This window comes from Paenibacillus pseudetheri, assembly GCF_924513355.1.
Classification (GTDB): Bacteria; Bacillota; Bacilli; order Paenibacillales; family Paenibacillaceae; genus Paenibacillus_AQ; species Paenibacillus_AQ pseudetheri.
In genome coordinates this window covers 127,562-144,743 of the sequence record NZ_CAKMAB010000009.1, presented here as the reverse complement: position 1 = coordinate 144,743, position 17,182 = coordinate 127,562, and the positions used below count along the sequence as shown (strand labels likewise).

23 protein-coding genes and 1 pseudogene are annotated in these 17,182 nt (G+C 41.3%); 21 read left to right on the top strand and 3 right to left on the bottom strand.

Annotated elements, in window-relative coordinates; genetic code table 11:
- The first annotated feature begins 106 nt into the window (after positions 1–106).
- The 11 genes from L1028_RS11140 to L1028_RS11095 all read left to right on the top strand — a co-directional run bounded on the left by L1028_RS11140 (position 107) and on the right by L1028_RS11095 (position 5,750).
- Positions 107–517, top strand: a complete 411-nt coding sequence (locus tag L1028_RS11140; protein WP_076283039.1) for a CidA/LrgA family holin-like protein — start codon at positions 107–109, stop codon at positions 515–517.
- Positions 517–1,203 carry an LrgB family protein gene (locus L1028_RS11135; RefSeq protein ID WP_042187114.1) on the top strand — a complete coding sequence of 229 codons (687 nt, stop codon included), beginning with the start codon at positions 517–519 and terminating at the stop codon, positions 1,201–1,203. Before L1028_RS11140 ends, L1028_RS11135 begins: the two co-directional genes overlap by 1 nt.
- Positions 1,204–1,294: 91 nt before the next feature.
- Complete coding sequence (locus tag L1028_RS11130) at positions 1,295–1,474, top strand: hypothetical protein (RefSeq protein WP_042126589.1); 180 nt, start codon at positions 1,295–1,297, stop codon at positions 1,472–1,474.
- A gap of 176 nt (positions 1,475–1,650) precedes the next feature.
- Positions 1,651–1,839: a hypothetical protein gene (locus tag L1028_RS11125; RefSeq protein ID WP_234533778.1), complete on the top strand. Its 189-nt coding sequence runs from the start codon at positions 1,651–1,653 to the stop codon at positions 1,837–1,839.
- Positions 1,840–2,003: 164 nt separating this feature from the next.
- Positions 2,004–2,570 carry a putative ABC transporter permease gene (locus tag L1028_RS11120; RefSeq protein ID WP_234533776.1) on the top strand — a complete coding sequence of 189 codons (567 nt, stop codon included), beginning with the start codon at positions 2,004–2,006 and terminating at the stop codon, positions 2,568–2,570.
- Positions 2,571–2,623: 53 nt separating this feature from the next.
- Complete coding sequence (locus L1028_RS11115; protein WP_234533861.1) at positions 2,624–2,977, top strand: 2-thiouracil desulfurase family protein; 354 nt, start codon at positions 2,624–2,626, stop codon at positions 2,975–2,977.
- 67 nt (positions 2,978–3,044) lie between these two features.
- A complete protein-coding gene (locus tag L1028_RS31270) occupies positions 3,045–3,173 on the top strand; it encodes a hypothetical protein (RefSeq protein WP_279306850.1) in 129 nt (42 codons plus the stop codon).
- A 210-nt stretch (positions 3,174–3,383) separates the two neighbouring features.
- Positions 3,384–3,857 (top strand): NUDIX domain-containing protein, encoded by a 474-nt coding sequence (locus L1028_RS11110; protein WP_234533859.1) that lies wholly within the window; start codon positions 3,384–3,386, stop codon positions 3,855–3,857.
- 18 nt (positions 3,858–3,875) lie between these two features.
- A complete protein-coding gene (locus tag L1028_RS11105; RefSeq protein ID WP_234533774.1) occupies positions 3,876–4,463 on the top strand; it encodes a histidine phosphatase family protein in 588 nt (195 codons plus the stop codon).
- 61 nt (positions 4,464–4,524) lie between these two features.
- A complete protein-coding gene (locus L1028_RS11100; RefSeq protein ID WP_234533772.1) occupies positions 4,525–4,935 on the top strand; it encodes a ribosomal maturation YjgA family protein in 411 nt (136 codons plus the stop codon).
- A gap of 23 nt (positions 4,936–4,958) precedes the next feature.
- Positions 4,959–5,750, top strand: coding sequence for a lipid II flippase Amj family protein (locus L1028_RS11095; RefSeq protein ID WP_234533770.1), 792 nt, complete (start codon positions 4,959–4,961; stop codon positions 5,748–5,750).
- Positions 5,751–5,768: 18 nt separating this feature from the next.
- Here L1028_RS11095 and L1028_RS11090 read toward each other — a convergent pair whose 3' ends face one another.
- Entirely contained in the window at positions 5,769–6,545 is a 777-nt protein-coding gene (locus tag L1028_RS11090) for a hypothetical protein (protein WP_234533768.1), read from the bottom strand.
- 195 nt (positions 6,546–6,740) lie between these two features.
- Here L1028_RS11090 and L1028_RS11085 point away from each other — a divergent pair, with 195 nt between their 5' ends.
- On the top strand, positions 6,741–7,598 hold the full coding sequence (locus tag L1028_RS11085; protein WP_234533766.1) for an SDR family oxidoreductase: 858 nt from the start codon (positions 6,741–6,743) through the stop codon (positions 7,596–7,598).
- A gap of 368 nt (positions 7,599–7,966) precedes the next feature.
- The gene (locus tag L1028_RS11080; protein WP_234533764.1) at positions 7,967–8,362 is read left to right on the top strand and encodes a DUF4265 domain-containing protein; all 396 of its coding nucleotides are present in this window, start codon (positions 7,967–7,969) and stop codon (positions 8,360–8,362) included.
- A gap of 140 nt (positions 8,363–8,502) precedes the next feature.
- Here L1028_RS11080 and L1028_RS11075 read toward each other — a convergent pair whose 3' ends face one another.
- Positions 8,503–9,480 carry an alpha/beta hydrolase gene (locus L1028_RS11075; protein ID WP_234533762.1) on the bottom strand — a complete coding sequence of 326 codons (978 nt, stop codon included), beginning with the start codon at positions 9,478–9,480 and terminating at the stop codon, positions 8,503–8,505.
- 169 nt (positions 9,481–9,649) lie between these two features.
- Between L1028_RS11075 and lepB the strand changes: the two genes are divergently transcribed.
- The 3 genes and pseudogenes from lepB to L1028_RS11060 all read left to right on the top strand — a co-directional run.
- Positions 9,650–10,147 carry a signal peptidase I gene (gene lepB / locus L1028_RS11070; protein WP_234533760.1) on the top strand — a complete coding sequence of 166 codons (498 nt, stop codon included), beginning with the start codon at positions 9,650–9,652 and terminating at the stop codon, positions 10,145–10,147.
- Between the two features lie 126 nt (positions 10,148–10,273).
- The gene (locus tag L1028_RS11065; RefSeq protein WP_234533758.1) at positions 10,274–11,311 is read left to right on the top strand and encodes an HD-GYP domain-containing protein; all 1,038 of its coding nucleotides are present in this window, start codon (positions 10,274–10,276) and stop codon (positions 11,309–11,311) included.
- 56 nt (positions 11,312–11,367) lie between these two features.
- Positions 11,368–11,750 (top strand): annotated as a pseudogene (locus tag L1028_RS11060) (alpha/beta fold hydrolase); the annotation flags it as partial.
- A 73-nt stretch (positions 11,751–11,823) separates the two neighbouring features.
- Here L1028_RS11060 and L1028_RS11055 read toward each other — a convergent pair.
- Positions 11,824–12,141: a MazG-like family protein gene (locus L1028_RS11055; RefSeq protein WP_234533756.1), complete on the bottom strand. Its 318-nt coding sequence runs from the start codon at positions 12,139–12,141 to the stop codon at positions 11,824–11,826.
- A gap of 97 nt (positions 12,142–12,238) precedes the next feature.
- Between L1028_RS11055 and L1028_RS11050 the strand changes: the two genes are divergently transcribed.
- The 5 genes from L1028_RS11050 to L1028_RS11030 all read left to right on the top strand — a co-directional run bounded on the left by L1028_RS11050 (position 12,239) and on the right by L1028_RS11030 (position 17,129).
- On the top strand, positions 12,239–12,817 hold the full coding sequence (locus L1028_RS11050) for an LOG family protein (RefSeq protein ID WP_234533754.1): 579 nt from the start codon (positions 12,239–12,241) through the stop codon (positions 12,815–12,817).
- 156 nt (positions 12,818–12,973) lie between these two features.
- On the top strand, positions 12,974–13,723 hold the full coding sequence (locus tag L1028_RS11045) for a GTP pyrophosphokinase (protein ID WP_234533752.1): 750 nt from the start codon (positions 12,974–12,976) through the stop codon (positions 13,721–13,723).
- Positions 13,724–13,878: 155 nt separating this feature from the next.
- On the top strand, positions 13,879–15,504 hold the full coding sequence (locus L1028_RS11040) for a glycoside hydrolase family 9 protein (protein WP_234533749.1): 1,626 nt from the start codon (positions 13,879–13,881) through the stop codon (positions 15,502–15,504).
- Between the two features lie 120 nt (positions 15,505–15,624).
- Positions 15,625–16,374, top strand: coding sequence for an ABC transporter ATP-binding protein (locus tag L1028_RS11035; protein WP_234533747.1), 750 nt, complete (start codon positions 15,625–15,627; stop codon positions 16,372–16,374).
- Positions 16,371–17,129: an ABC transporter permease gene (locus L1028_RS11030; RefSeq protein WP_234533745.1), complete on the top strand. Its 759-nt coding sequence runs from the start codon at positions 16,371–16,373 to the stop codon at positions 17,127–17,129. Before L1028_RS11035 ends, L1028_RS11030 begins: the two co-directional genes overlap by 4 nt.
- Positions 17,130–17,182 lie beyond the last annotated feature (53 nt).

Below are 17,182 nucleotides of genomic sequence, written 5' to 3'. Positions count from 1 at the left end.
AGATTCGAAAAGTAATTGAAATTTTCATGAAAACTCTGATACTCTTATTGAGGTGACCCATTTTAAGCTTTATCGAGTCAATTTAATAATGAAGGGATCCTGCATCATGAAAATCATTCGCATAATTATCCAAGTGTTCCTGCTTTATTTGTTCTACTTGGCTGGAGACTTCCTGCAAAAGCAGCTGCATCTTCCCGTTTCTGGGAGTATCGTCGGATTACTGCTGCTCTTTGTTTTATTGCTGTTCAAGGTTGTACCAGTGAAGTGGATTGAAGATGGTGCAACAACAATATTAGCTTACCTTCCGTTATTTTTTATTCCAGCGACGGCTGGGATCGTGAAGCATATGGATATTTTTAGTGGAAGAGGTTTGCTCTTAATCTTGATTCTTATCGTTAGCAGCGTCCTCACAATTGCAGCAGCGGCACATACGAGTCAATGGCTTTCAACCTTGAAAGGAAAGAGCAAGGCGGGCTGGAGCAGCAAGAGCTTAAGCGAAAAGGGGAAGGAATTATAATGTTTTTTATCGCGACAGGAATTGTCCTGCTTAATGTTGCTATTTATTTGATGATGTCCGTAATATATAGACGTTTTCGGTTTCCTGTACTGATTCCCGCGTTAACAGCAACAGTCCTTGTTGTAGCAATCCTTCTATATTTTCATATTCCGTATGATACATATATGATAGGCGGTCAGTGGATCAATCAGTTACTCGGTCCTGCTGTAGTGGCGCTAGCCTACCCATTGTATAAACAACGTAATGTGTTAGTTGAGAATCTTCCAGCCATCCTGGGGGGAGCGATTGCAGGTCTGTTATTAGGGATGTTTAGTGGTCTGCTTTTGGCGGCTGGTCTAGGATTCTCTAAATTGTATGTTCTGTCCATATTGCCAAAATCGATCACAACACCTGTAGCGATTCAGATCTCAAATGGTTTAGGTGGGGACTCCTCGCTAACCTCCGTATTTGTAATGATTGCCGGATTTACAGGTGCGATTGGCGGTCCTCTCATTATTAAACTGTTTAAGATTCGAAGCGAAGTTGGGATTGGGATCGGATTAGGAACGGGTTCTCATGCACTTGGAACTGCAAAGGCACTGGAATACGGAGAACAGTCAGTTTCAATGAGCTCAGTAGCGATGACCGTTTGTGCTATTGTCGGTTCATGTATCGGTCCGGTGGTAGCTTGGATCATGTACCCTTAAATTCATTCATCATAACTATGTTTGCAAAACACTCCATCGGGTAACTATAACTAAGGAACAAATAAAGCAAAGTACCTGAGGAGGATTTCACATGTCAGATTATTCTCAAGATGAAGCGGAAATCCGCAACAAGGAAAATAAAGACGGCGATTCATTAGCTGAAATTAAGAAGATGGAGAATGGTGTGGACATCGAGCCGGAAGCAGACGATTGGGTAGCCAAGCCTGCAGAGTCCTCGCATCCTGATCCGCTTCCTAACGATTTGGACTAAATGATTCGGAAGACAGGCTGTCCTTCATCGGGCAGTCTGTTTTGCTTGAGACGAATTTAGCAATTATTGTATAATGAATTCAGGTACAACCTCATCAGAGAGTTTTCTCCAAGTTCTTAGTAGCTTTTCGCAAATTTCACAGATCTCAGCCATTCTTGTAGCAGGGAGGAAATGAAATGCGTAGTCGGAATGAGAACAGCCGATATCGGCAAAAACGTGGTGAGGCTCTAGCTGGCAACTTTGAGAAAAAGTATGGTTCAAACTTTGGCGTACGTAGTGAACTTACAACGGATAACTTAAAGAAACAACAAGATGATCAGTCGCTGATACCGGCTCATAATCATGAAGAACGGCTTAAACCATAAGCGTGGTTGGATAGAGAAACCGCTCTACTCCTAATATTTTTGTAATGAAGGCATAACCTTTGGGTTATGTCTTTTTTGTTGCGCATATCCCCTGAAGGATTAAGGCATAATAGGGCCGGATGGATATTTAAGAAAATAATGACAACTAGGAGCGGTGTATAAACATGATGACTTCTATATTTTCTTCAAGCGGAGATTCTGCGATGGCAGTGGCGGGCCAATATTTCTTTTATTTTATGATCTATTCTTTTTTAGGCTGGGTATTGGAAGGTACTTACAATTTATATAGTAATGGAAGCTTTCGCAAAGAAGGCTTTCTAAAAGGTCCTTTTAAACCAATGTATGGATTCGCACCACTGCTTCTACTGATTTCCAGAGACTTAACCCTGCCTTTCCCAATTTTCCTCCTGCTTGCGTTAGTCGTTCCTTCAGCTGTTGAATATGTAAGTGGTTGGTTGCTGAAGACTGTCTTTCAAAAGCAATGGTGGGATTACTCAGGGATGTCTTATCAACTGCAAGGGCATATTTGCCTTCGATTCTCTCTATATTGGTGGGCGCTATCGCTAGCTTGTGTATATGGGATTCAGCCGTTTATGGAGCGTTTGTATTCACAAGTCCATAATGTTTGGGGAATTATTTTTCCTTTCGTAGGACTCTACCTAATGGCTGATTTATTGTGGACTTGCTGGAGTCGGTATAGAAGTGAAAAGATCCCCCAATATCAAGATTAATGATGTCTATATAGACATAATAAGCATTCAATTGTAAAGGGCGTTTTGTCCACATTTGTCCTGAGGTAGTCGGAGGGTTATCAACGCCTCGTCCAGATGCTCAACGGCAAGGTGAGCGGTTAGTAACAGGTGCAGGTATGGATGTTACGGAACCTTTTATGAAAGGTGCTCAAGCAACGCTTAAGCTGGCTACAGAACATCAAGTTACATTGGCGATATTAAAACAGGATAGTCCTTCTTGTGGTAGTCTTTATATTTATGATGGTACTTTTATGGATACGAAGATTTCAGGAGAAGGTACAACTACGGAGTTGTTACGGCAAAATGGGTTTAAGGTGTTCGGCGAAGATCAACTAGATGAAGTGGAGAAAGAACTTGCTCGTATGGAGGGGGAAGTCATTCTTTAAGTAATAATTGGAACTCATGTTACATAGTGTGTATAAGGGAAACGAAGCAGTGTCCTTGGGAGAGGAAATGCCGTCCGAAGAGCCATCCTTCATTTGGGATTGGAGGCGGACGCAGATGAGTATTGATCAGCTCATTTCATTGCTTGTTCTTGTCATCATGATCGTACAGCTTGCCGGCTACAAAGGGAAACATTAAGTTCAAAGTCTCACCTCATTGTAACTGCTTCCGGACCTCAGAAAGTATTGAGCCGTTCGGAAGCTTTTTTTGTTCCACGCTAAGCATATTACCGAATCTAAAGGATTCCATCACAGAGATGTCTAATATATACATAATGTGGTTTTTTGGGAAGCCGGAGGAAAACAGGATGATGTTCTACAAAACGGTGTGAGAGGATGGATGAATAGCGTGCCGATGTCTGAGTATTATCAGGAGATCCGAGGAAAAGTGGGTTCGGAGTTATTAATGATGCCTTCCGTAGCTGCAGTTATAAGAAATAAAGAAGATGAAATTCTGTTTATTCGAAAACCTGAAGAGACCTTGTGGGGATTGCCAGCAGGTGCCATCGAGCCAGGGGAACGGCCGGGAAGAACTATACGCAGAGAAGTATATGAAGAGACTGGATTAATGGTGAATCCTACTTCCATTCTTGGAGTTTTTGGTGGAGGGAGATATAGATACGAATATAACAATGGAGATCAGATTGAATATACAGTCATCGTATTTGAGTGTTCTATCATCCGTGGAACGCTAAGAGCAATGGATGGAGAAGTCGAAGAATTTAAGTTCTTTAAAGAGAGTGAGCTGCCCGAGATGGCCATTCCCTATCCAGTGGAGATCTTCAAGAAAGACCGCGAAGTGGCAAAAACGATATTTGAATGAGCTGGAGAGGAGTAATTCATGAAGACTTTTATTTATATGATTAGACATGCAATATCACCTTTTGTGCTTGGGGATGAGAGAGAACGAGGATTATCTGATAAAGGGCATGAGGACGCTTATAGAATTAAAGAAATATTGGCAGAGGAAGAGATCACACATTTTGTCTCCAGTCCTTATAGACGAGCCATAGATACGATTAAGTATTTGGCTGAGGCATCGGATCAAGAAATTGAGCTGTATGAGGAACTTAGAGAAAGAGCCATCGCAAGCATGGAAATTGAGATCAGTGAACAAGAATTCCTACAAGGTATCCGGACTTCATTCACAGACTTACAATATAAAATGCCAGATGGAGAGAGTACTCAGGAAGCGCAAGAGCGTGCGATCCCCATCATGAAGCAATTGATCCAGCAAAATAAAGGCGGCAAAATTGCACTAGGTACCCACGGGAATATCATGACCATTATCCTGAATTACTTCAATAAAGAGTATGGTTATGAGTTCTTTGAACAGACTTCGAAACCAGATATTTATAGGCTGGAATTTGATGAATTAGAGCTTACTAGTGTGGAACGAATGTGGAACCCCGAAGTACTGAGTAAATGAAACTATTTTATTAATATTCGCAAGCATAAATTTCAAGTCAGACGCAGGATAGAGGATGGAAATGAGAGTCAATGCTTTAAAAGAAAGAGTTATTTATGGATGCATCTGCCTAATTGTTATTGTACTTGGGTTATGCTCTAGAGCATTCTCGGAACAGCTCCCCTTGTTTGTAACGAGACATTTTGGAGACGCGCTTTGGGGCAGCATGGTTTACTTTATGTTTCGCGTTCTGCTAGTGAAACGGAAGCTGTGGATCGCTTTTGTGTGGAGCCTAATGTTTAGCTTCGGTATAGAATTTAGCCAACTGTATCAAGCAGAGTGGATCAACAGCATCCGTGCTACCGTACCCGGTGGGTTGATTCTCGGAAAGGGATTCCTATGGATTGACCTTGCTCGATATACCGTTGGAATTACGCTTTCTTACGGACTGGATCAATACTTCCGTCCAAAATTGCACCGAATAGATGAATAGCTTTCATTGGAGATGAACCTCAAATGTTAAATAGCTTGATTGTAGTATGCTTGCTTACAATGATTATTCATACAGCTGAAACCTTATCCTATTCGGTAAGATACGCCGGAGTGAAGCTGAATAAGATTGCAATTGCTCTGTCTCTGACAGGCATTATTGTTCTCGTGTCAAGAACTGCAAACATGATTCAAGCTCCACTGACGGCTAAATTCGTAGATTATTCCAAAATACATTCTGATTTCCCACTTCTTAATTACTTGAGAATTATATTATTAGCTTCTTCCTTAGGGACATTAATAGCCATTGCTATTTTCCCTACCTTTGTAGGCTTGTTTGGGAGAATCATCTCAAAGCTTGAAATCGAGGGTTCTATTCCCAAGCTGCTTACGAGCGTAACGATCGGGCAGTTAAAGAATACTAGAAAATACATAAGAAAACCAAAAGTGAATCTATATAACTTCAGATACCTGGGGATTCCTAAACGTTTTATTGTTATGAATGTTTTTGTTACAGCCTTTTACACCGTAGGTGTCATATCATCTTTATATGCTGCTCACCTAATGCCTCAATATAGTACGACTGCTTCTCAAGCCTCAGGATTGATTAACGGAATGGCGACTATACTGCTGACCATATTTATCGACCCGCAGCTTGGTCTTATTACCCATAAAGCCACTGAAAATGTAGAATACCGTGATCAGCTAGGAAAAATATATGTGGTATTGATGGGTTCACGATTTCTAGGTACTATATTTGCTCAGCTCCTAATAGTGCCTGCAGCCCAACTAATTAGTATGTTAGTGAAGCTGATTTGAGCCGGTGGGGGCGAATCATTAGGGAAGTTTAGATTCTGCTGCTCGTAGTGCTAGCGAAATCTTCTGTTCCCAGCTGTAAATATTCTGCTGCATGGAATGAATTCGTTTCATTTGCTCATAGGATGATTTCAATTCTGTAGCGGCTCTAACTGCATCTCCTTGCTTAACAGCTGCTTTATATTGTTTGTCAGCTTCCGCGCGTACTTTCTGCGTGGCAGTGAGATTCTTACTTTCGGCAGTTATTTGTTTCTTTAAAGCAGCGATGGGTACCAACGCATCTTTGACGGGTTTAAGCTTAGCAGCGGTTTGCTTGCGAGCGGCTGCCAAAGCGGTTGTCTTCGTCTTAATTTCGGCTCGGGCAAGGGCTACAGCAGCTTTTAGTTTATTGCGCTTCAGGTCCAGCAATGTGACTGTTTTCAAGTCTTTAGCTTTCTTGGCTGCGGTAGACTGCTTACTGAGTGTGCTGTATTGTTCCAGTAAGGGTGCATGTTTCTTCTGAGCTGACGTAGCTTCAGATGATAAGCGACTCAGCAGAGCCTTATCTGTTGACTCTATGACAGAGTGAATAGATTTCAGTGTTTCATTGTTCTGCTTACGCAGCATTTGAATTTTTGAGCTATCGGACTTGAGTGCTACTTGAAGCGAGGTATAATTACCATGGAGACCGTTAATGTCATCTAAGGCTGAATCCCAATCTGTACCTGCAGAAGCTAATGTAAGGTTAATGTTGAAGAGAGCTACTACTAGAATTAATTGGACAAACCTCTTTAAATAACTAGAATTGTGAATAAACATTCATGTCAGCTCCTTAATTAGTCTATGCGCGCAAAAAGCACCTCCAAGATAGGCATGAATGCCTATCTTGCGAGGTGCTTCTCCCGCAGAAATATAAATGATACACTTACTATAACTTGAAATTAATGGATAGTCAATCCGAAATGGAACATTTGTTTGCTTCTTTGAAATGCTGAAACATAAGGAGAATCAAAGATGAATTCACATCTAGATCAAATGCATGATCGAGTGGCCTTAATAACCGGAACCTCTAGTGGATTTGGACTGCTCACAGCCCTCAAACTAGCTGGACAGGGATTCAAAGTTGTAGCAACGATGCGCGAATTGAGTCGTAAAGGTGAGCTTGAACAGCAGGCAGAGCAAGCAGGACTCTTGAAGCAGCTTCATTTTATGACCATGGATGTTACCGATAGTGATTCTATACAGGCGACTATATCCTCAGTACACGAAACATTCGGAAGAATTGACGTTCTGGTAAATAATGCAGGCTTTGCTATCGGTGGCTTCATAGAAGAGATATCCATGGAGGAATGGCGCCAGCAAATGGAGACGAACTTTTTCGGATTAGTAGCGGTGACAAAAGCTGTACTGCCAGTTATGCGGGAACAGGGAAGTGGTACGATTATTAACGTGGGGAGTATAAGCGGTTTGTCCGGTTTCCCAGGGTATGCACCATATGCAGCTTCCAAATTTGCAGTAGAAGGATTCAGTGAAAGTCTGCGTCATGAAATGTCTCCTTATGGAATACGTGTAGTGTTAATTGAACCTGGCTCCTTCCGTACCCCGATTTGGGAAAAAGGAATGGCACATATTCGTCAAACCGAGGGTTCTCCTTATAGAGACCGTCTGGACGCTGTGCTACGATATTCCAAGCATACCGCTGAAACTGCACCTGATCCAAAGCAAGTGGCAGATCTCATCGGTCGTATTACTGAAATGAAGTCACCAAGGCTTCGGTACCCTATCGGCAAAGGCACCTGGATCTTGATTTTAGGCAAAACGCTGCTCCCGTGGAAATGGCTGGAGAGAATGATTGCGAAAGAATTGAGGTGATGGCATGGAGCAATCCATAAACTTAACAATCATTAAACTCATTGGATATGTATCCAGTTTGATGACCGTTTTTTTATGGTTTATATTTATATTCATTAATCCTTATGCTGAGGTTACGAATCAATCCAGTATTATAATTAGTATGGTAATGTTGGTGTTGCCTGCCGGATTACTAGCGATAGGTGTCTCTTTAAACAGAAGTCTTCTCATGCTTATCGCCTTTATTTGGAGTTTTCCATACAGTTTATATATGTTTTTAACGCCGGGAATCTTCAGGTTGTTCGGGATTACAAGCTTAATGTATTTATTGTGTTTTGTGTTATTTAGAATCATCAAGATCAGATTTTGAATAGAATTGAGGTGCGCAAATGCAAGATTCGTCAGGACTACATATTTGCTTTGATCCAGCGGGCCGTGAAATTGAAATCCTTGATGTTACTCCAGTGGGTAAAGATAAATACCGCATCGAAGAGACACCGATTTTTAATCCAGGTGTTACTATGGGGGATATTATAAGGGTGAAAGAAGAGCTAGGGATCTATTACTATCAGGAAACTTTACAGAAATCTCATTTCAAAAGGTACGCTTGGCTCCTCAGTAAAGAGGCTGTTGATTCAGCAGCCATTTCTGCTTTTAAAAAACGGATCACAGAGAATGATGGGAAATGTGAACAGATCTTTGGCGGTTTGTTGGTCATTCATATTCCTAAGAATACTTTGATCGACGTAGATGGGGAAATGAACCGCATTATTGAGCGGTTTTAGAAGTGAGGGTACGTAAATATTAACGAAGTATGAATAAGAAAAAAATGCTGCGGCATCAAATGCAAGGAAGCTTGCACATGATGCAGCAGCATGGAGAATAGAAGTAACGGTTTAGACAATCTGAGCGATACAATCTATACTTATTTTATTTCTTTCATAAATGTCTTGAAATTTTCGGCGATTTCTTTTGATTTGGTATGGTGCAGATAATGTCCTGCATCAAGTTTTACCAATTTTCCTTGTTTAGAATTTTTGACTTGCCCTTCATGCAATGATATCCAATCTTTTAAGAGAGTATCATCTCCTTGTACAAAGAGCAAAAGGGGAAGATCCTTTGGAAAAGTTGAATTTAGAGCCCCTTTATAATTAGAAGACATATGTTCCACTTCATTTAAGTTAGTGTAATTATAAGTGTTTCTAAGCGTAAGCAATCTCAATTGTTCTTTAGTTTCATCATCAAACGGCAATTCAGCATAGGGATTTCCACTTGATTTCAATAACAATCTGCCCAAGCCTGATTTTCTAAGTAGTTTTAATTTTCCTGTTGGTATTTTAACACCTATTCTGTCTTCCGTTGCAATGCTGTTATCAATCCCGACAAATGCACTCACTTCGTTTGGATATTTGTTCACATAATTCAAACTGTACATACCGGAAATAGAGTGTGCCATTAGAATATAACGGTCAATATTAAGCTGCTTTACAGCTTCATGAATTTCACTCACAATATTTTCCGTGGTTCGCTCTTTGTCCGTTCTATCACTTAATCCATAACCGAAAGGCTCAATCGTGACAACTTTGTAAAATGGAGATAGTTCATCTATTAGCAGCTTAAAATCAAGTCCCGGTGCCACTGTTCCATAACCAGGTAAGAGCACGACTGTCTCTTCACCTTTTCCTTGAATCAAAACATTCATATTTTTACCATCGACGCTTACAGTCTGACCATAGGGTTTTATTTTAGCTTGGTCCGATTTATTGAGGAAAATATTAGCGACAAAAACAGTCACTAGAAAAAGCACTATTGCAGTAGCTAAAGCCCCTAAGGAAATAAGTATAATTTTAAGCGGTTTATTCATCCTTTTTTTAATAACCTCTTCTTCTGGTATCACTCGCATCTTCTCCTGTTCTAATCGCTTTATTCTAGCTATCTTAACGAATTGCTAAAGGAAGCTTACCCGATGAAGATGAACTATACATGACGACAATATGAACTGAATATGAACGAGCGAAAAAAGCTTCTGCAACGATCAAAAAGTTTATAAAATTAAAATGAGGTGAGCAATTATGTTGAAATTTATCAAACAATATTTCCCGAGTGTTGCTATCGCAGTGGTCCTATCTTTATTTGTAAGAACTTATGTTGCTGAAGCGATGAGGGTTCCTACTGGCTCTATGATTCCTACAATTGAAATTAATGACCGTCTAATCGTTGAAAAAATGTTATGGATGACGACACTCGATCATGGAGACATCGTCGTGTTTACGCCCCCGGTAGCAGGTGATGAGCATAAAAGATATGTAAAGCGGTTGATAGGGTTACCAGGTGATACCATTGAAATTAAAGATGGAGCCCTTTACAGAAATGGAACGGAGATCAATGAACCCTACCTTAATGAGCGGATGGACTATACTTTTGGACCCGTTACGGTTCCGTCGGACCATTACTTTTTTCTCGGAGATAACCGGAATATAAGCTACGATGCTCATCTCTGGGCTACTCCTTTTGTAGCGAAGGATCAGTTGATTGGAAAAGTGATAGCAGACTTTAGTATTCCTTTTTAGGTGATGTAGCGGGGGTCTTTTGAACTAATTGAGAGTGTTAATGAGACTTTAACCATATTGTGACTTTGAAATAATTTAGCTATCCTTAAGGTAAAATATACCTATTGATAGGAAGGGTGCAGAATTTTGAAAGCTCATGTCACAGATCTCAAACATGGCGATTGCCTTATGTTGGACACTTTTAATAGTGTTGGTTTACACGTGCTCCCAAAAGGGACAATTGTTTACCAAGAAGAAATCACCCTCCTGATGAGACATCGTATCGATTATGTCGATATTGAACCTCGCAGCATTGCGATGGATAATGAGGGAACGAATCTGGAGCAAAGCCTGAATGGAAACTTTGATCTAGCGATCCAAAACTATGAATCTATTTTTCTAGAAGCACTCAGCAAGGGCAGTTTCACGCAGTCAGATGTAGATCTTACGTTGCAGCCCTTGCTGGAAAAAATGGATGAACATAAGGATGTAGTTTCCTTATTGCTGTTGCTTGAACGAGAAGACGTTGGTACATACAATCATTCATTACAGGTCGGATTGCTATCATTTTACATAGCGACTTGGTTAGGTTATACCAAAGAAGAACGCTACGAAATTAGCCGGGCTGGGTATTTACACGACATAGGAAAAAGTCAGATCGACCCATCTATCTTAAATAAGACGGGGATCTTAACTCCTGAGGAAACTGAAGAACTAAAGCGTCACACTTCATATGGATACGATATTATTCTTAAATCTATGAATGACGAGAAGACCGCTCTGGTGGCGCTTCAGCATCATGAATTCGAGGATGGGACTGGTTATCCTAATATGCTTCGTAAGGCGGACCTGCACCCGTATACACTGATTGTGGCTGTCGCTAATGCCTATGTTGGGATGACCTCTGTAAGAGTGAATCAACCCAAACAAGGGCTGATTACCGTTCTGCGTAAGGTGCATGAGTTGGGCTTTGGCAAGCTGAATGGAAATGCGGTACAAGCTTTGATTGGACATTTACTGCCGAACTTCGTAGGTAAAAGTGTTCAGCTTAGCAACGGAGAGCAAGGTACGATTATTATGAACAACCCTTTGGATATTTTTAAACCGTTAGTGAAAGTAGATGAAACTACGTTTAGGGATTTATCCAAGGAACGAAATTTAACCGTTGAGGAAGTATTTATTTAATAAATATTTTCGTTGCAAAAATAGGCTATCCCTTTGATTGCTAAGGTCGGGGAGATAGTCTATTTGTAATAGCATCTAGCATTTTTGAATCTGATGATAATGATCGGAATTTGCCTCCAATGGATAAGAGAATTTTGGCTTTTCATGCGGATGGAGCTACTCTGGATTGGTCAGATGAAGAAGCGGCATGTTTAATCATGCTTTTCTTACAGGGGTGGATGACTACGAGGGCAAGGCGAAAAATATCATGGTTTCTACATTAGTTATCCATGGTACAGCAGACACGGTGCTCCCTTTAGAGCATGGTCTAGCGCTTGCTAATGACATTCCTAATACGTCTCTACTTACACTAGAAGGAACGGGTCATGAAGTTCACCCTGATGATTGGGAAATAATAATTAATGTTATTTCGAGTCATACTTTAGGCGGTAATGCTTAAAGAAGCTTAAATAGTTAGATAAAAAAGGGTTACAATTCGGTGATGCCGATTGTAGCCCTTTTTCTACTTCACTTTAGGAATTAAAGCGTTTAACTAATTTGTCCTTATGTGCAGTAAATGCCTCTTCTAAAGTGATGCCATACAAATCGGCTAACAAGGCTATATTTCCTAGCACATCACCAATTTCCTCAATCAAGTCGTGTTTCAGTTGCTCTGGTGGAGGGGTAGATTCATCTGGGCGATCTCTTCCGATTTCATAGGAGCGTACTGCCCGTGCAACCTCACCGGTCTCTTCCATAAGAAATCCAACCCGTATAAAAGGACCATAATCGGTCCAGCCTCTTTGTCCATAATAACTCTTAATCCATTTCTGCACTTCATTGATCTCCATATTATGTAGCACTCCTTAATCTTTTATATGATTTATTCTCCAACATATAGTATATTAGATGTCGGATATTATCAATATATAGTTTGGAGATGAGGAATTGAGATCAATTTGTGTTTTTGCAGGATCGAATTTAGGGGGACATGAGGAATATAAAGCTAAAGCTGTTGAACTCGGAAACTACATGGCTATGAACAATTATCGCTTAATTTACGGGGGATCAAGAATTGGATTAATGGGTGAAGTCGCCAATGCTGTTTTGAACGGTGGAGGTGAGGTAATCGGGGTTATGCCTAGGGGATTGTTTAATGGAGAGATGGTACATAGAGAATTAACGCAGCTGATAGAAGTGGACGATATGCATGGACGAAAAGCAAAAATGGGGGAATTAGCGGATGGCTTTATTGCTTTACCCGGCGGTTTTGGGACGTATGAAGAGCTGTTTGAGGTTTTGTGCTGGTCACAAATCGGTATACATAAGAAACCGGTAGGGGTTTTAAATATCAGGAATTATTTTGATCCTCTGATGAATCTAATTCAACACAGCATTAACGAGGGATTTTCTAACGCTTCACATCTTAGTTTGTTAAATATAAATCAAGAACCCTTGGAACTATTAAAAAAATTAGAAAGCTATGTCCCTCAAACGTTGGAACAAAAGTGGAAACAGCTTAACTAGAGAACAGTTATTGTAACAGATGAAAGGGCTGCCGAGAGGGAGCTCTTTTTCTGCGAATCATTAGATGTGGTAGAATATGGGGAGGCTGAATTTGAATTTCACTAGTGGATTGGCTATGATAAATATAGAGAAAAGCTACAAGAGGAGAAATGGATAATGAACCCCGAGAATCAAATCGAACAATTTAAGAAGCTTAAGCACGAGATCACCCGATTTATGTTGATTTATAAATTTGCACTTGATGAGATGGAGACGAAGATTGAGATCCTCAAACAGGAGTTTCAGTCTCTTCACGATTACAGTCCTATTGAACATACCAAATCGAGAATCAAGTCTCCCGAGAGTATTATGAACAAAATGCTCCGCAAAAATGGAGAATTATCTCTAGATTCTGTGAGAAATTGTATTAAAGACATTGCAGGTCTACGAATTACCTGTTCTTTTATCTCAGATATTTATCATGTAAGTGAAATGCTTCAGAAGCAGGACGACTTAACGGTTCTTGAAGTGAAGGATTATATTAAGAATCCCAAGCCTAACGGATATCAAAGTTTGCATTTGCTGATTCAGGTACCTGTATTTATGTCAGATCGTCAGGAGTTAGTGTGCGTTGAGGTACAAATTCGTACCATTGCTATGGATTTCTGGGCAAGTCTCGAACATAAAATTTTCTATAAATATAATAAGTCAGTACCAGAGAGTATGACGCGTGAATTGAAAAATGCAGCGGATGCCGCTCATGCACTTGATCTGCAAATGGAGCGACTGCATCGGGACATTAAAGAAATCAAAGACGACGATGAAGATGATGATCTTAGTTCCTTTGAGGAGCTTCGCCGTATAGTGATTCACAATCAGCAATTCACACTTCCAGCTAACTTTATTAAGCTGCTTGGAGACAAATAAGCTAATCATATCACCTAGAGTTACCGTTTTTGGTTAACTCTAGGTTTTTTTATTGTAGTTATCATTGCAGCGTACAACTAGAATAGAGTATTCTCAACTTGAAAGAGAGACTTGTAATCATTGGCTTCATCAAATTGATATGAAGGAGAATGAAGATGAGTGAGCGTAGACTCCGGACCATTACTGTAAATCAAATCGGATATCCGGTGGGTGGAGAAAAGATTGCAGTGTTTACTGGTGCTGGACATGACTTTCAGGTTGTTGATGTTGATCATGGAAATGTTGTATTCGAAGGGCAGACAGGTACTCCCAGATTTGATGAGACAAGCGGAGTAACTGTACATACAGGTGATTTTTCTGAGGTTCATGCAGTGGGCACATACCGGATTGAGCAAGGTGAGGGGATAGCTTCAGCATCATTTATAATCTCAGATAAACCTTATCACGAGCTTCAACAGGGCTTGCTGAAGGCCTTTTATTATTATCGTTGCGGAGTTGAGTTAACTGAAGAGTATGCTGGAGATTGGAAACATAAGGCATGTCATACAGCTGAGGGAATTGTATATGGTGAAACGGAGCGCCGGCTAGATTGTTCTGGAGGTTGGCATGATGCAGGTGATTATGGTAAATATAGCGGACCCGGAGCCAAGGCCATCGCTGATCTATTACTAGCCTATGAGTTATATCCATCTGATTTTGTAAGCGCTATCCCGATTCCTGAGAGTGATGGGGGGACGCCTGATGTACTGCTGGAATGCAAAGTGGAGCTGGATTGGTTGTTCAAAATGCAAGACTATAGAACAGGTGGAGTGTATCATAAACTGACTACGCTGAGCTTCCCAGATTTGGATGTGATGCCAGAGGCTGATACAGCAGATCTATACTTCTCACCGGTATCAGCAACCGCCACTGGAGATTTTGCTGGAGTCATGGCCATGGCAGCACGGATATATGAGCCCTTTGACTCAGCCTATGCGAAGAAATGTCTGGATGCCGCAACACTAGCTTGGGAATGGCTTGTTCAACATCCAACTGCACCAGGGTTTACGAATCCGCCAGAAATTAGCACCGGAGAATATGGAGATGGGAACGACAAGGATGAGCGGTATTGGGCAGCTGCGGAGCTCTATCGTACGACGGGGAAAGAAGAATACCATCAAGCTGTTCTGCAACTGGTGCAGTTGTCTTTTTCAAAATACAGTCTAGGCTGGGCAGATATGGGGGGCTACGGCACACTTGCGTATCTGTTAAATGGTGAAGATCTAGCAGACCGTGCTTTGTATGCTTCCTTAAGAGAAGGACTTCTAGCTGAAGCGGAACGGTTAGTGGAACAGAGTCGTGATGATGGTTATAGGATCTCCTTAAAAGAGGACGACTATATTTGGGGTAGCAATATGCTCGTAATGAACAATGCTATGCTGCTAGTGGTGGCTGAATATTTTAGTGGCGATTCGAGCTTTGCGGACTGTGCGCTAGATCATTTGCACTATCTGATGGGACGCAACGTACTGGATATCAGTTATGTTACCGGATTTGGCGATCATCCAGTGATGCATCCGCATCATCGTCCATCTGTTGGTGACCATGTGGTTGATCCTGTGCCGGGTCTTGTATCTGGGGGGCCGGATCGTGGGCTTCATGATGAATATGTAGTAGAACATTTACAGGGAAAACCAGCTGCTCAGTGTTTTGCCGATCATGAACTTAGTTATTCTACGAATGAGGTAACGATCTACTGGAATTCACCTGCAGTGTTCGTTACAGCTCGGTTTAATCAATAATTTCATTTCACTGAAGGGAAAGGCGTTCTCTTAGAGAAGATGTCTTTCTCTTTTTTTGTTAGCTAAAATGCTATAATACGAGACGGTATGATATTTTGCGTGGCAATAGGAGGTAAGGCATTGAGTAGTATTTTTGAAATTCAAAGACTTGCAAAATTGAACTGGAAAAGCAGCGAACAAGCTTCGAAATATCTATTCTCGGACATCTCCGCTGAAATATCTGAATCGGACCGGATCGCTCTGATCGGTGCCTCGGGTCAAGGTAAAAGCACACTACTTAGAATTATGGCTCTGCTGGATGCTCCAGATGAAGGGGATATGCTTGTTATGGGGACTTCATTCAAAAATATGGATTCAAGGCTGTGGAGAATGAAAATCGGGTACATGGCTCAACAAGCGGTTATGTTGCCTGGCAGTGTGGAGGATAACCTAAGAACCGTCAGCAAGCTGCATGACAGACCCTATGACCTTAAATTAGTACAGCGGCTAATGGAACAACTAGGGCTGGAACAATTGGATTTAAGTAAAAAAGCAGCAGATTGCTCTGGCGGTGAAAAGCAGCGGATATCCCTGATTCGGTCATTGCTGCTGCGACCTAATGTTCTACTGCTCGATGAAATCACTGCATCACTAGACATTGACAGCACTCAAAGGGTAGAGGATCTACTAGAACAGTGGCATAAAGAAGAAGGGACTTCAATGATTTGGGTGACCCATGACCTTAAGCAGGCTAGCCGAATAAGCACTACTACATGGTTTATGGGGAATGGTAAGCTGGAACAACACGTGAGTGAATCTTTTTTTGCTAAATCTGCGGAAGACTTGGCAAAAAGGTTTATTCGACCGTTAGAAGGAGCGTCATTCATATGAGTTATACTGCACTAAGTTTCACGCTTCTGTTTGTGCTAGGGACGATGTTGGTCTCGGTATGGCAAAGGCTCGGACTAGAAAAAGATATTATTGTAGGCACTATAAGGTCGGCGATTCAATTGCTTGCGGTCGGATATGTACTGCAATTTATTTTTAAAACCGATCAGATGATTTATGTTATTTTGATAATAATCTTCATGATAAGTGTAGCCGCATGGAATGCAGCGAAGAGAGGAAAAGGTCTACGTGGATTAGTCTGGAGAATTGGACTTGCGATCGCTACTATGGAGCTCCTTATGATGGGGATTCTGCTCGGCTTACATATTATTGAGGCGACCCCACAATATATCATTCCCATTAGTGGCATGACCATTGGTAGCGCTATGGTTGTCTCGGGTTTGTTCATTAACCATATCAAGCACGAAATACAGCAGAGCAAAGGGGAAATCGAGACCCTGCTGTCACTGGGGGCAACGGTTCCACAAGCGATCCATGAAGTTAGAAAAAGATCTGTGAAATTCAGCATGATCCCTACCATCGACGGAATGAAGACAGTAGGACTGGTCCAGCTTCCAGGTATGATGACGGGTATGATTATAGCAGGGGCTGATCCAGTAATCGCTGTTCGCTACCAGATTCTGATTGTGTTCTCATTCACCGCTTCTGCGGCCATAACTAGTATACTGCTAAGTGTACTGAGCTACCGACTCTTTTTCACGCCTGATCAACGTCTTAAACAATCGGTAGAACGATAATAGAATTCTATTTCTCACAAGCGATTCCGTCATTGTCAGGGTCGCTTTATTTG